The sequence below is a fragment of the Curtobacterium sp. AC272 genome, assembly GCF_979258155.1.
In genome coordinates this window covers 3447475-3461516 of the sequence record NZ_OZ409838.1, presented here as the reverse complement: position 1 = coordinate 3461516, position 14042 = coordinate 3447475, and the positions used below count along the sequence as shown (strand labels likewise).

At 70.6% G+C, this 14042-nt stretch carries 12 protein-coding genes; 3 read left to right on the top strand and 9 right to left on the bottom strand.

Annotated elements, in window-relative coordinates; genetic code table 11:
* Nucleotides 1-180 precede the first annotated feature (180 nt).
* A complete protein-coding gene (locus ACZZ0J_RS17855) occupies nucleotides 181-1332 on the top strand; it encodes an AI-2E family transporter (protein WP_194648333.1) in 1152 nt (383 codons plus the stop codon).
* On the opposite strand, the gene ACZZ0J_RS17850 is transcribed toward ACZZ0J_RS17855, so the two are convergent.
* Entirely contained in the window at nucleotides 1311-2555 is a 1245-nt protein-coding gene (locus tag ACZZ0J_RS17850) for a hypothetical protein (protein WP_463437894.1), read from the bottom strand. The genes ACZZ0J_RS17855 and ACZZ0J_RS17850 overlap by 22 nt on opposite strands.
* On the bottom strand, nucleotides 2540-3622 hold the full coding sequence (dapE, locus tag ACZZ0J_RS17845) for a succinyl-diaminopimelate desuccinylase (protein ID WP_123294103.1): 1083 nt from the start codon (nucleotides 3620-3622) through the stop codon (nucleotides 2540-2542). The genes ACZZ0J_RS17850 and dapE overlap by 16 nt, the downstream gene beginning before the upstream one ends.
* Before the next feature lie 132 nt (nucleotides 3623-3754).
* Here dapE and dapD point away from each other — a divergent pair, with 132 nt between their 5' ends.
* Complete coding sequence (dapD, locus tag ACZZ0J_RS17840; protein WP_463437893.1) at nucleotides 3755-4741, top strand: 2,3,4,5-tetrahydropyridine-2,6-dicarboxylate N-succinyltransferase; 987 nt, start codon at nucleotides 3755-3757, stop codon at nucleotides 4739-4741.
* A 75-nt stretch (nucleotides 4742-4816) separates the two neighbouring features.
* Here the strand turns inward: dapD and ACZZ0J_RS17835 are convergent, their stop codons facing one another.
* From ACZZ0J_RS17835 to ACZZ0J_RS17810, 6 genes are all read right to left on the bottom strand, one after another.
* On the bottom strand, nucleotides 4817-6115 hold the full coding sequence (locus ACZZ0J_RS17835; protein ID WP_123340789.1) for a citrate synthase: 1299 nt from the start codon (nucleotides 6113-6115) through the stop codon (nucleotides 4817-4819).
* Between the two features lie 184 nt (nucleotides 6116-6299).
* The gene (gene dapC, locus ACZZ0J_RS17830) at nucleotides 6300-7418 is read right to left on the bottom strand and encodes a succinyldiaminopimelate transaminase (protein WP_463437892.1); all 1119 of its coding nucleotides are present in this window, start codon (nucleotides 7416-7418) and stop codon (nucleotides 6300-6302) included.
* A gap of 13 nt (nucleotides 7419-7431) precedes the next feature.
* Entirely contained in the window at nucleotides 7432-7749 is a 318-nt protein-coding gene (fdxA, locus tag ACZZ0J_RS17825) for a ferredoxin (protein WP_069711637.1), read from the bottom strand.
* 35 nt (nucleotides 7750-7784) lie between these two features.
* A complete protein-coding gene (locus tag ACZZ0J_RS17820) occupies nucleotides 7785-8975 on the bottom strand; it encodes a PIG-L family deacetylase (protein WP_463437891.1) in 1191 nt (396 codons plus the stop codon).
* A gap of 19 nt (nucleotides 8976-8994) precedes the next feature.
* Nucleotides 8995-9195: a hypothetical protein gene (locus ACZZ0J_RS17815; protein ID WP_463437890.1), complete on the bottom strand. Its 201-nt coding sequence runs from the start codon at nucleotides 9193-9195 to the stop codon at nucleotides 8995-8997.
* 548 nt (nucleotides 9196-9743) lie between these two features.
* On the bottom strand, nucleotides 9744-10937 hold the full coding sequence (locus tag ACZZ0J_RS17810; RefSeq protein WP_214546833.1) for an amidohydrolase: 1194 nt from the start codon (nucleotides 10935-10937) through the stop codon (nucleotides 9744-9746).
* Between the two features lie 102 nt (nucleotides 10938-11039).
* Between ACZZ0J_RS17810 and ACZZ0J_RS17805 the strand changes: the two genes are divergently transcribed.
* Nucleotides 11040-11912: a hypothetical protein gene (locus ACZZ0J_RS17805; protein ID WP_463437889.1), complete on the top strand. Its 873-nt coding sequence runs from the start codon at nucleotides 11040-11042 to the stop codon at nucleotides 11910-11912.
* Nucleotides 11913-12116: 204 nt separating this feature from the next.
* Here ACZZ0J_RS17805 and typA read toward each other — a convergent pair whose 3' ends face one another.
* Nucleotides 12117-14039, bottom strand: coding sequence for a translational GTPase TypA (gene typA, locus ACZZ0J_RS17800; RefSeq protein ID WP_111084979.1), 1923 nt, complete (start codon nucleotides 14037-14039; stop codon nucleotides 12117-12119).
* Nucleotides 14040-14042 lie beyond the last annotated feature (3 nt).

Below are 14042 nucleotides of genomic sequence, written 5' to 3'. Positions count from 1 at the left end.
CTCATTATCTCGTATTGATGGGGCAACTGCGAAACCGCCCAGGTTGGGGGTGTCGGATCGCCGGATCTTCGCGGGTTCCGTTCGTAACCTTGGCGGATGCCGAACATCCGCTCCATGCGCCGTCAGTCCCCCAGCGGGCGACCCGACCGGTCCGAGCCAACCGGCAGGTCCGACGACGCAGTGCCCGCCGGCCTGCGGATCGGCGCGGCGTTCACCTGGCGCATCCTCGTCGTGGGTGCCGGCCTCGCCCTCCTGGTGGCCCTGGTCGTGCTGCTGCAGGACATCGTGGTGCCGTTCCTCATCGCGCTGCTCGTGTGCGCACTGCTCATGCCGATGTCGTCGTTCCTGCAGCGGCACCGGTGGCCGAAGTGGACGGCGGTGCTGTCGAGCCTGGTCGCCTTGGTGCTGGCGCTCGGTGGGCTGGCGCTGCTCGTCACCGAGCAGGTGCGGTCCGACCTGCCGTCGCTCGAACGCCGGCTCCACCACAGCGTGCAGTCCCTGCGGACCCTGCTCGACAGCGAGCCGTTCGGGATCACGGCGAAGGACGTCGACTCGTGGGTGTCGAACGGCTTCGACTACCTGCAGGCGCACGCCGCGACGATCCTGTCCGGGTTCCAGGCCGCCGGCACCGGCGCCGTGCACGTGCTCGAGGGGCTGTTCATCATCGTGTTCACGACGCTGTTCGTACTGATCGACGGCCCGCGCATCTGGGGGTGGGTCGTCCGGCTCTTCCCACGGCGCGCACGTGCGCGCATCGACGTCGCCGGGCACGCCGGCTGGAAGACGCTGACGAGCTTCATCCGCGTCCAGCTGGTCGTCGCCGTCACCGATGCCCTCGGCGTGACGATCGGCGCGCTCGCCCTGCAGATCCCGCTGGCGATCCCGATCGGCGTCATCGTGTTCTTCGGCGCGTTCGTCCCCGTCGTCGGGGCGATCGTCGCCGGTGCGGTCGCGGTGCTCATCGCCCTGGTCTTCAACGGCTGGGTGCCGGCGCTCGTGATGCTCGGCATCGTGGTGGTCGTGCAGCAGCTCGAGAGCCACGTCCTGCACCCGTTCCTGACCGGCACGGCCGTCAAGGTCCACCCGCTCGGGGTCGTCCTCGGGGTGACCGCGGGCACGACGATCGCGGGTGTCGTCGGCGCGTTCTTCGCGGTGCCGTTCATCGCCACCGTCAACGCGATGGTCGTGGCGGCGGCGAACTGGCGACCGGGTGACCCGGAGCCGATGTCAGCGACGGTGCCGAAGCGCGAGCGGAGCGGCCCCGCCGCACGGCTCCTGGCCCGCGCCCAGGCCCGTGAGCGCCGTGCCGATCACGGCGGGGTCCAGTCGTAGCCATCGACCCACCAGCAGTAGTACAGCCAGACCCACTGCAGCCCGACGAACGCCACCACGACGGCCACCCAGTAGACGCGGGACCGCGGCAACGCCACGATGCCGAGCAGTGGCGCGATCGGCACCAGGATCCGCCAGGTGCTCGACTGCGGGAAGAACACGGCGAGCAGGTACACGACGTAGGCGATGCCCCAGAGGCGCAGCTCGATCCCGATCACCCGTGCTGCGGGCATGCACACGAACGCCACGAAGCCGACGACCACGACGGCCAGCAGGATCCCGCCGGCCGGCTGGTGGAACCACCACCCGAAGCCCTGGATCCACGGCGCGAACGGCACGAGCTCCTGCCACCCGACGTAGGACGACCGCCAGGCGAGCTCGGTGTCGGTGTAGGCCTTGGGCACCCCGGTGACGGCCCAGGCGATCGCCGGCCACGCCAGGCCGACCAGTCCGGACACGACCGCGACCACGGCGGGCGGCACGAGGCGGCGCAGGGTGAGCGGCTCCGACGACCGCACCCACGCGGGCCGGATCGCCCACGCGCCGACGAACAGCACGACGAGCAGCGCGAAGGCGAGCCCGGTCGGCCGGGTCATCCCGAGCAGCAGCACGACGGGCAGCATCGTCCACCACCGTCGGTCGACCATGAGCAGCAGCGCGACGAGCAGCAGGAACAGCCCCATCGACTCGGCGTACGCCACCTGGAATATCGCCGACACGGGCGCGGCGCAGAACAGCACCGTGGCGAAGGTCGCCCGCGCCGGGTCGAGGAAGCGCCCCATCAGGCGACGGAACACCAGTGCAGCGCCGAGCCCGGCGAGCAGCGAGACCGCCACCGCGACGAACTCGAACGACGCGCCGGTGAGCAGCATCAGGCCGCGCACCAGGAACGGGTACGCGGGCATGAACGCCCACGCGTTCTCGGTCACGTGCCCTGCCGTGTCCACTGGCAGGGTCGACGGGTAGCCGCCGGTCGCGATCACGCGGTACCAGGCGCCGTCCCAGATGGACGCGAACGACAGGTACGCCGGGTGCTGGACGGTGAACGAGTTCGCCGCCTGCACACTCGCGAAGGCCTGCATCATCAGTCCGGTGACGAACCGGGCGAGCACGTAGACGACCGTGATGCGGACCCACCACGGCACCACCCGGTAGCGGGCGCGCCAACGGGTGCGTGCAGGAGTCGGCCGGGTGGCCCCGGCCGTCGTCAGGCCGTCAGCCACCGACGGAGGCCGGCCTCGACCGCGGTGATCTGCGCGACCGGGACCTGCTCGTCGTCGTGGTGGGCGAAGACGGGCTCACCGGGGCCGTAGTTGACCGCGGGCACCCCGAGCGCCGAGAAGCGGGCGACGTCGGTCCAGCCGTACTTCGGGCGGGGCTCCGGGCCACCGACCGCCGACACGAAGTCCTGCGCGAGCGGGGCGTCGAGACCGGGGCGGGCGCCGGCCGCGAGGTCGACGATGGTCACGTCGTAGCCGTCGAAGAGCTCGCGGATGTGCGCCACGGCCTCGTCGGCCGAACGCGACGGCGCGAAGCGGTAGTTCACGTGCACCATCGCCTCGTCCGGGATGATGTTGCCCGCGATGCCGCCGCTGATCCCGACGGCGTTGAGGCCCTCGCGGTACTCGAGCCCGTCGACCGTCACAGTGCGGGGCTCGTAGGCGGCCAGCGTGGCGAGGATCGGTGCCGTCTTGTGGATCGCGTTGTCCCCGATCCAGCTGCGGGCGCTGTGCGAGCGCTTGCCGAACGTGCGGATCTCGGCGCGGAGGTTGCCGTTGCAGCCACCCTCGATCTGCGCGCCGGACGGCTCCCCCAGGATGGCGAAGTCGGCGGCCAGCAGTTCCGGACGGGTCCGGGCGAGACGACCGAGGCCGTTCAGCAGGTCGCTGACCTCTTCGTGGTCGTACCAGACCCACGTGACGTCGACCGAGGGCTCGACCAGGTCGTACGCGAGCTTGAGCTGCACTGCACAGCCCGCCTTCATGTCGACGGTGCCGCGACCCCACAGGATCTCGGTGCCGTCCTCGGCGGTGCGGAACTCGGTGGGCAGGTTGTCGTTGAGCGGCACGGTGTCGATGTGCCCGGCGATGACGACGCGGCGGTCGCGGCCGAGGTTCGTGCGGGCGACGATCGCGTCGCCGTCCCGGATCACCTCGAGGTGCGGCAGCGGTGCGAGCACCGCCTCGATCGCGTCGGCGAGGGCCTGCTCGTTCCCCGACACCGATTCGATGTCGCAGATGGCACGGGTGATGTCGATGGACGAGGCGGTGAGGTCGAGCTGCTCCGGCATGCGGTCACCTTATCTGCCGTCGCCCCCGTCGCGCTGGCCCACGGCACGGCGGCCCGGGAGGCACGGTGCGGTTCCGCAGCGTCCGTCCGGTCGGTCCGGTGCTCCCGTCCAGTGCGTCGGTACCCTGGTGCGGTGACCGACACGACCGCTGCCGCCGACCCGACCGCCACCGCCGACCGCCCGACGCACGCCTGGGGCCACGGCCTCGCGACGATCGCCGCCGACGGCACGACGCTCGACACCTGGTACCCGGAGACCCACCTCGGCCCGCTGCCGACCGACGCGGTGTTCCCCGCTGAACTGCAGGCGCACGTCGGCGACGCCCCCCGCCGCGAGGTCCGGATCGAGGCCGTCACCACCGAGGTCACCATCGACGCCGCCCCGACCAGCACCGAGGACGCGTACCTGCGCCTGCACCTGCTGAGCCACCTGCACGTACGTCCGAACACCATCAACCTCGACGGTGTCTTCGGGTACCTGCCGATCGTCGCGTGGACGAACGCCGGGCCGGTCCACCCGGAGTCCCTGACCCGCCTGCGCCCGTCGCTGCAGCGCGCGGGCATCGCCGTGCACGCCATCGACAAGTTCCCGCGACTGGTCGACTACGTCGTGCCGGACCGCGTCCGCATCGGTGACGCCAACCGCGTCCGTCTCGGTGCGCACCTGGCACCGGGCACGACCGTCATGCACGAGGGCTTCGTGAACTTCAACGCCGGCACGCTCGGCGACGCCATGATCGAGGGCCGCGTCTCGCAGGGCGTCGTCGTCGGCAACGGCACCGACATCGGCGGTGGTGCGTCCATCATGGGCACGCTCTCCGGCGGCGGCACGCACCGGGTCTCCCTGGGCGAGCGCGCGCTGCTCGGTGCGAACGCGGGTCTCGGCATCTCCCTCGGCGACGACTCCGTCATCGAGGCCGGCCTGTACGTCACGGCCGGCACGAAGGTCGTCCTGGTCGGCGCCGCACCGAACCCGGACGGCACACCGAAGACCGTCAAGGCCGCCGAGCTGTCCGGCACCCCGAACGTCCTGTTCCGGCGCAACAGCCTGACCGGCGCGGTCGAGGCCCTGCAACGCAAGGGCGAGGGCATCCAGCTCAACACCGCGCTCCACGCGTAGGCCTGGCCCGCGAAAGCGACAGAGTCCTGCGAACTGTTCGCGGGACTCTGTCGCTTTCGCGGGTGAGAACGCGCGTCAGCGCGCGGGGAGGTCCCGCTTCGGCGCACCCACGTAGAGCTGCTGCGGGCGACCGATCTTGTTGAGCGGGTCGTTGTTCAGCTCGCGCCACTGCGCGATCCAGCCGGGCAGGCGGCCGATCGCGAACAGCACCGTGAACATGCGCGGCGGGAAGCCCATCGCCTTGTAGATGATGCCGGTGTAGAAGTCGACGTTCGGGTAGAGCTTGCGGTCGATGAAGTACTGGTCGCTCAGCGCGATCTGCTCGAGCTCCTTCGCGATGTCGAGCAGGTCGTCCTGCACGCCGAGGGACTCGAGGACCTCGTCCGCCGACTCCTTGACGAGCTTCGCGCGGGGGTCGTAGTTCTTGTAGACGCGGTGTCCGAAGCCCATGAGCTTCACGCCGCGCTCCTTGTTCTTCACCCGCTCGACGAAGCGCTGCACGGGCTCGCCGGAGTCCTTGATCTGCTGCAGCATCTCGAGCACGGCCTCGTTCGCGCCGCCGTGCAGCGGCCCGTACAGGGCGTTGATGCCGGCCGAGATCGAGGCGAACATGTTGGCCTTCGTCGAGCCGACCAGGCGGACCGTCGCGGTGGAGGCGTTCTGCTCGTGGTCCTCGTGCAGGATGAGGAGCCGGTCGAGGGCCTTCGACAGCACCGGGTTCGGCTGGTAGGTCTCGGCCATGGTGCCGAAGTTCAGGCGCAGGAAGTTGTCGACGAACGACAGCCCGTTGTCCGGGTACAGGAACGCCTGCCCGATGGACTTCTTGTGCGCGTAGGCGGCGATGACCGGCAGCTTGGCGAGCAGCCGCACGGTCTGCAGCTCGACCTTCTCCGGGTCGTCGACGTCCATGTCGTCCTCGTAGTACGTCGACAGGGCGCTGACGGCGCTGGACAGCACGGACATCGGGTGCGCGGAGTGCGGGAGCGCGTCGAACAGGCGCCGGAGGTCCTCGTGCAGCAGGGTGTGCCGACGGATCCGGGCGTCGAAGTCGGCGAGTTCGGACTCGTCGGGCAGCTCGCCGTAGATCAGGAGCCACGCGACCTCGAGGAAGGTGCAGTTCGACGCGACCTGGTCGATCGGGTACCCGCGGTACCGCAGGATGCCCTCGTCGCCGTCGATGTAGGTGATCGCGCTCTTGGTCGACCCGGTGTTCACGAACCCGTAGTCGAGCGTGTTCATCCCGGTCTGCTTCTTGAACGTCGAGATGTCCATCGTGGACGCGCCGTCGACGCTCGGCAGGATCGGGAACTCCGCGCTGCCGCCCGGGTACGTCAGCGTCGCGGTCTCGCCCGTCTGTTCGGCGGCGGGACTCACGGGCACGGGCGTCGTGGGCGGTGTGGCCGTCTTCTGAGCGTCGTTGGCAGTGTCAGTCACGTTGACAGCCTAATCGCGGCGTCTGTCGCTCGTGCACACATCGATGGTCACGACTTGGTGGGAACCCCCGGTTGCGCTCCGGGCGGAATGCACGATCCGCCCGGTCGCGGGGTCCGTCCCCGCGCTACGCGGTGCCGAGCCGACGGCTGCTGGCCAGCCGCTGGGCCGCCGCGGCGATGCGCTCGTCGGTCGCGGTGAGGGCCACCCGGACGTGCTCCCCGCCCGCCGTGCCGTAGAACGTGCCCGGTGCGACGAGGATCCCGCGGTCGGCCAACCACGACACCGTGTCGAGCGCGGGCTCACCGCGGGTCGCCCAGAGGTACAGGCCGGCCTCGCTGTGGTCGATGCGGAAGCCGGCGTCCTCGAGTGCCCGTCGGAGCATGTTCCGGCGCGCCCGGTAGCGGGCCTTCTGCTGCTGCACGTGGGTCTGGTCCGCGAGTGCGACGATCATCGCTTCCTGCACCGGCAGCGGCGGCATCAGCCCCGCGTGCTTCCGGACCGCGAGCACGTCGGCAAGGATCCGGGCGTCACCGGCGACGAACGCCGCACGGTACCCGGCCAGGTTCGACTGCTTCGACAGCGAGTACACGCTGAGCACACCGTCGACCGAGTCGCCGACGACGCGGGGGTCGAGGATCGTGGGGGTCGGGGTGGTCGCGTACTGCGGGTCCCAGCCGAGCTCGGCGTAGCACTCGTCGCCGACGATGACGGCACCGAGTTCGCGGGCCTGGTCGACCGCGACGCGCAGGTCGTCGATCGAGAGCACCCGGCCGTCGGGGTTGCCGGGCGAGTTCAGCCACACCAGCTTCGTCGTCGCCGGCCACGCGGCCGGGTCGTCCGAGGCGAGGGCGTCCGCGCCGACCAGGGCTGCCCCGAGCTCGTACGTGGGGTACGCGGCGGCGGGGAAGGCCACGGTGTCGCCGGCGCCGATGCCGAGCCAGAGCGCCAGGCCGGCGATGAACTCCTTCGACCCGATCGTCGGCAGGGTGTGCGCCTCGGTCAGCTGCACCCCGTGCCGGCGGCCGTACCAGTCGGCGATGGCCTGCCGCAGCGCCGGGGTGCCGGCGACCTGTGGGTAGGCGTGCGCGTCGGTGGCGTCGGCGAGGGCGCGTCGGACGACCTCGGGGGTGGGGTCGACGGGCGAACCGACGCTGAGGTCGACGATGCCGCCTTCGTACCCGGCCGCGCGCTGCTTGAACGGGACGAGCTGGTCCCAGGGGAAGTCGGGCAGGTCGAGCGCCACGTGCGTGTCCGGCTCAGCCGCGGGGCGGTTCGGCCATGACGACCGGGTGGTCCTTGTGGATCACACCGACCTTCGCGGCGCCACCGGGCGAGCCGACTTCCTGGAAGAACTCGACGTTGGCCTTGTAGTAGTCGGCCCACTCGTCGGGCAGGTCGTCCTCGTAGTAGATGGCCTCGACCGGGCACACCGGCTCGCACGCACCGCAGTCGACGCACTCGTCGGGGTGGATGTACAGCGAGCGGTCGCCCTCGTAGATGCAGTCGACGGGGCATTCGTCGATGCAGGCACGGTCCTTGACGTCGACACAGGGCTGGGCGATCACGTAGGTCACGGTTCGGGTGCTCCCTTCGACGAGCGGGTTCGAGTCTACTCGCGGCCAGGGGCCGTCCGGGACCGCAGCCCCGACAGGTCCGGCCACGCGAGCACCAGGGCGGCGATGACGGCGGGGGCGAACGTCCAGACGTACCCGGCCGCGTTCGCCAGCACGAGCGGCGAGCCCTGGCCGCCGACGGAGACGAGCACCTGCGTCGCGACGAGGATGCCGATGCCGATCGCGGCGACCATCGCCCGCGACCGGTACAGCAGCCGGATGCCCACGGTCAGCCCGATCACGAGCAGCGTGGTGATCACCATGCCGATCGGGAACGCGGCGGCGCCGACGGTCTGCTGGTGCGTCACGGTGCCGAGGCCGCCGGTGACGAGCCCGAGCACGAGCGCGACGGCGACCGCGGCGACCTTGCCCTGGCCGGACATCTCGGCGTACGTCTGCGGTGCCGGGGGCTGCGGGTCGGCGTCGTGCCGGAAGGCCTCGACGGCGGGGGCGTGCTCGCGGACGCCGTGCGGCATCACCCACGACAGCGCGGTCGGGTCGGCGGGGTCGACCGGGTCGACGGTGACCTGCGAGCGGTACTGCTCGACGGCGGCACGCACCTTCGCCCGTACCGGCAGGACGTCGACGGTGACGTCGGCGTCCCCGGTGTCCGGGGCGACGATCATCGCGAACGCGACCTCTTCCGCCCGGGCCGCGTACCGAGCAGCGTGGTGCACACGCACGTGGTCGGGGTGGCCGTACCCGCCGTCGTCGGCGTAGCTCACGACCGCGTCCGCACCGGTGGAGCGGATCGCGGCACGGACGTCGTCGACGACCTCGCCCAGGTCGGCGGCGGTCAGCGAGTCGACGGGGGCGTCGTCGGCGGCGGTCGCCCGACCGTCGGGCCCCCACTGCATGCCGGAGTCGACGTACCGTCGTTCCGGCAGATCGGTGGGCCGCGCACCGCGACCGCCGAGCCACAGGTGCGCCGGGCCACCGAGGGCCGCGAGCGCCGCGTCGATCTCGGTCGTACGGTGCGCGGCGACGCGCTGCGCGTCGCCGGCCAGGGGGGCGAGCCGCTCGGTGAGCATCTCGCCGCGCTCACCGCGGGTCGCCGTCAACACGGTGACCTCGGCGCCGAGCTCGAGCAGGGTCGCGATCGTCCCGCCGGACGACAGGGTCTCGTCGTCGGGGTGGGCGTGCACGAACAGGACGCGCTCGGGGCGCGTGACGGAGGCCTTCGACATCGCCCCCAAGGGTACGGGACTAGCGGGCCGTGACGATGTAGGTCGCGGTGACGCCGTCGTCGCCGTCCGAGAACGTGAGCACGACGCGGTACCCGTCGCTGCGGAACATCCCGAAGGCACTCGACGAGTCGGCGCGCTTCGCCGACTCGGTGTAGCCGGCGTCGGCGAGCTGCTGCGCGGCGGAGGCGAAGTCGTCGACCGACCCGGCGCGCACCTGCACGACCCACCCGGAGCCGTTCGGTCCCGCTCCCCGCCGAGCACCGTGCCGTCCACCAGCGGCACGTCGGACGACGGGAACCCGTCGGGCACCTTGCCGTCAGAGGTGACGTTGGCACCCTTGAGCGCCGTGTCGAGTGCACCGTCGATACCGCCCGCGACCGAGGACATGCCGTCCTGGATCGCCTTGCCGTCGATGCCCGCGACGCCGTCCGCGACCGTCGAGGCCACCGAGGACCCGAGGTCCGTCGCCTGCTTCACGGAGTCGGAGGAGCAGCCGGTGAGTCCGGCCAGGGCGATGCCGGCGGCGACGGCGGCGATCAGCGGGGTACGGAGGGAACGCATGCGCCGACGGTAACGGGTGAGCCGGGAGGCACGACGCGAGTTGGCTGTGAACGTCCTGTCCCCGGGACGGTCACCCGCGCGGCGGGGCCGCCCCGCGCCTCCCGTCCGCCTCGCGCGTACCTGGCCGAAACGGGCGTACCTGGTCCTTCGTTCCGACCAGGTACGCCTGTTCCCGCTTCCCACCGCCCGCGCGATGGGAAGGAAGCGTCAGGCGACGTAGGCGCGCGTCGCGGCCACCAGGGCGTCGACGCCCACCGGGATCGCGGTCTCGGCCTGCGGCGCGTAGAACGGCGAGTGGTTGCTCGGGATGTCCTCGCCACGGCGGAACAGCTCCGGGTCGGTGATCCCCGTGAACCAGTACACGAGCGGGACGCCCGCCGCCGTCGCGAGCTGCCCGACGTCCTCCGACGCCATCGCCAGCCCGATCTCGAGCTCGCGCGCACCCGGCACGGCGGCGCTGACGGCCGCGAGCACCCGGGCAGCGGACTCCGCGTCGTTCACGGTCACCTCGGCACCGGGCGACCGCACGATCGTCGGCTCCGGCAGCCCGCCGGCGTCGCTCTCGGCACGGACGATCCGCTCGATCGACGCGATGATCCGCGCACGGGTCTCCTCGTTGCGGGCACGCGTCGAGATCTCGATGACGGCCTGGTCGGGGATGATGTTGGCGCGGGTGCCGGCGTGGAAGCTGCCGACGGTGACGACACCGGCGTCGCTCGGCGAGACCTCGCGCGAGACCACGGTCTGCAGCCGGACGACGGCGGACGCGGCGGTGACGACCGGGTCGAGGGAGGCCTGTGGTGCGGAGCCGTGCGCCCCGCGACCGTTGAAGGTCACCGTGAGCCGGTCGCTCGACGCCATCACCGGGCCGGAGCCGATCGCGACGATGCCGACCGGGGCCGGAGCCGAGTGCTGGCCGAGCACCACGTCGGGCTTCGGGAACCGGTCGACCAGGCCGTCCTCGACCATGGCGCGGGCGCCGGAGATGACTTCCTCCGCCGGCTGGAAGACGCCGACGACCGTGCCGCTCCACTGGTCCTTCGTGGCGACGAGGCGCTCGAGCGTGCCGAGCAGCCACGTGACGTGGATGTCGTGGCCGCAGGCGTGCATCGTCGGGACGTCGTTGCCGTCCTCGTCGGTGCCGCGGTGCTGGCTGGCGTAGGACAGCCCCGTGCGCTCCTGGACCGGCAGGCCGTCCATGTCGGCGCGGAGCCACACGACCGGGCCCTCGCCGTTCGACAGGACGCCGACGACACCGGTGCCACCGACGCCGGTGGTCACCTCGATGCCTCCGAGCTCGGCGAGCCGGTCGGCCACGATGCCCGCAGTGCGGTGCTCCTGGAAACCGAGCTCGGGGTGGGCGTGCAGGTCCTGGTACAGCGAGAGGAGGTCGAGGGTCACGCGCACCACGCTACAACTCTCGAGCAGTTGAACATCTTCACAAGTCGGCACATCACTGCTAGAACGTGTCATGTGAAATTCTCATCGAGTACCACCTTGGCCGTGACCGCGCTCAGCCTGATGAGCACCCTGATCGCCGCTGCGCCCGCTGCGGCGGCCGTCGACCCTCCGTCCGGAGCGGGGATCGCCCCCGCGCTCGTCGACATGCCCTCGACCGAGACGACGGTGTCGTGCTCCGCAGGCGGCATGACCGGTGAAGCGCGCCTGACACTCGCCAGTGACGGCACCCGGTGGACGACGACGGTCGACTCGTACCGGATCACCGCGAACGGCCGGAGCAAGGGCAACATCAACGCGTACGTCTACGGCAAGAACTTCGCCGGTCAGACGACCCTCGACCACAAGGAGTCGTCGCGGGATGCAATGGTGCAGAACGGCCAGTGGCAGAACCTCGGTCTCGAGCTCTCCCGGTCGAGCGTCCCGTGGACGTCCATGTCACAGGCATCCGGCACGGGTGTCGAGTTCGTGTTCGACAAGTCCGGCTCCGACCCACGGTGCACAGCTGGCGTGTCCTCCAGTGGCGCCCACCGCGCCGTGCAGCACATCGCGACCAGCCCCGGTGTCATCGACAAGCTCCGACCGTTGACCTCGTGTCAGGTCCTGACCGACGGCATCACCTGCTCCATCGCCGAGACGAAGACGGTGACGAGTTCGGTCACCCTCAACGGGTCCGTCAATCCGACGGGGCCGTCGTTGGACTGGCTCACCGCCGGCATCAGCAGCTCCTGGACCAGTGCGCGGAGCGTCGACGTCCGCTGCACCTCGCCCGCGATGCACCGCGGGCAACTCTTCGTCGCGTACCCGACCGGGACGACGACCGAGTTCCGCGTGCAGGTCAACGCGTTCGGTGTGCGCATCGACGGACCGGGGAAGGCGGTCGAGGTCGCTTCCGGCATCGCCTGCGAAGTGGTCTGACGCTGACCCTGCTCGCTGCTCGCTGCGCGCTGCGGATCGGCGTCGGGACGACGACGGCCCGGGCACCTCGTGCGAGGTGACCGGGCCGGTCGTGGCGGGCGTACGCCGGGCTCGTACCCGTGGGCGCTACGCGTCGCGCAGCTGCGAAGCCGCTACGCGTGGCGCAGCTGCGAAGCCGCTACACGTCGCGCAGCTGCGAAGCCGCTACGCGTCCTGACGCTTCAGGCGGGCGTACGAGCGCTGGCGGGCCTGCGCGTCGAGCTCGACCTTGCGGATGCGGACGACGGCCGGGGTGACCTCGACGCACTCGTCCTCGCGCGCGAACTCCAGGCACTCCTCGAGGGAGAGCTGGCGCGACGGCGTCATCGACTCGAAGGAGTCGGCGTTCGCCGAACGCATGTTCGTGAGCTTCTTCTCCTTCGTGATGTTGACGTCCATGTCGTCGGCGCGCGAGTTCTCGCCGATGACCATGCCCTCGTAGACCTCTTCGGTGGGGTTGACGAAGAACGTCATCCGCTCCTGCAGGTTCGTGATGGCGAACGGCGTGACGACACCCGAGCGGTCGGAGACGATCGAGCCGTTGATGCGGGTCTGGATCGGGCCGGCCCACTCGTCGTAGCCGTGCGAGATCGCGTTGGCGATGCCGGTGCCGCGGGTCTCGGTCAGGAACGACGTGCGGAAGCCGATCAGGCCGCGCGACGGGACGATGAACTCCATGCGCACCCAGCCGGTGCCGTGGTTCGTCATGTTCTCCATGCGGCCCTTGCGAGCGGCCATGAGCTGCGTGATCGCGCCGAGGTACTCCTCCGGCGTGTCGATCGTCATGTGCTCGTACGGCTCCTGCAGCTTGCCGTTCTCGTCACGCTTCGTGACGACCTGCGGCTTGCCGACGGTGAGCTCGAAGCCCTCACGACGCATCTGCTCGACCAGGATGGCGAGCGCGAGCTCACCACGGCCCTGGACCTCCCACGCATCGGGACGACCGATGTCGAGGACCTTGAGCGAGACGTTGCCGATGAGCTCGCGGTCGAGGCGCTCCTTGACCATGCGGGCGGTCAGCTTGTGACCCTTGACCTTGCCGACGAGCGGGCTGGTGTTCGTGCCGATCGTCATCGAGATCGCCGGGTCGTCGACCGTGATGGTCGGCAGCGGGCGGACGTCCTCGGGGTCGGTCAGCGTCTCACCGATGGTGATCGTGTCGAAGCCGGCGACGGCGACGATGTCACCGGGGCCCGCCGACTCGGCCGGGTAGCGCTCGAGGGCCTTGGTGATGAGGAGCTCGGTGATGCGGGCGTTCACGACGGTGCCGTCGTGCTTGACCCACGCGACCGTCTGGCCCTTCTTCATCGTGCCGTGGAAGATGCGCAGCAGCGCGAGACGACCGAGGAACGGCGACGCGTCGAGGTTCGTGACGTGGGCCTGCAGCGGGTGCTGGTCGTCGTACTTCGGCGCGGGGACGTGCTGCAGGATCGCTTCGAACAGCGGCTCGAGGTCGTCGTTGTCGGGCAGCGAGCCGTCGGCCGGCTTGTTGCGCGACGCGGCACCGGCACGGCCCGAGGCGTAGACCACGGGGACGTCGAGGATCGCGTCGAGGTCGAGGTCGTCGACCTCGTCCGACAGGTCGGACGCCAGGCCGAGGAGCAGGTCCTGCGACTCGGAGACGACCTCGTCGATGCGGGAGTCGGGGCGGTCCGTCTTGTTGACGAGCAGGATCACCGGGAGCTTGGCGGCGAGCGCCTTGCGGAGCACGAAGCGCGTCTGGGGCAGCGGGCCCTCGGACGCGTCGACGAGCAGGACGACACCGTCGACCATGGAGAGGCCGCGCTCGACCTCACCACCGAAGTCGGCGTGACCCGGGGTGTCGATCACGTTGATGGTGATGGGGCCGTCCGCGCCGAACTCGGTCGCGTGCTTGCCGTTGTAGAGCACCGACGTGTTCTTCGCGAGGATCGTGATGCCCTTCTCGCGCTCGAGGTCGTTCGAGTCCATCATGCGGTCTTCGCCCTCGAAGTGGGCGTCGAACGAGTTGGTCTGCGTGAGCATCGCGTCGACGAGGGTGGTCTTGCCGTGGTCGACGTGTGCCACGATGGCGACGTTGCGCAGGTCGGACCGGGTGGCGAGCGCCATACA

Excerpts from the sequence above, each read along its gene's own strand:
- typA (WP_111084979.1), bottom strand. The coding sequence starts at position 14,039 with ATGGCGCTCGCCACCCGGTCCGACCTGCGCAACGTCGCCATCGTGGCA.
- ACZZ0J_RS17820 (WP_463437891.1), bottom strand. The coding sequence starts at position 8,975 with ATGTCGAAGGCCTCCGTCACGCGCCCCGAGCGCGTCCTGTTCGTGCAC.
- dapE (WP_123294103.1), bottom strand. The coding sequence starts at position 3,622 with ATGCCGGAGCAGCTCGACCTCACCGCCTCGTCCATCGACATCACCCGT.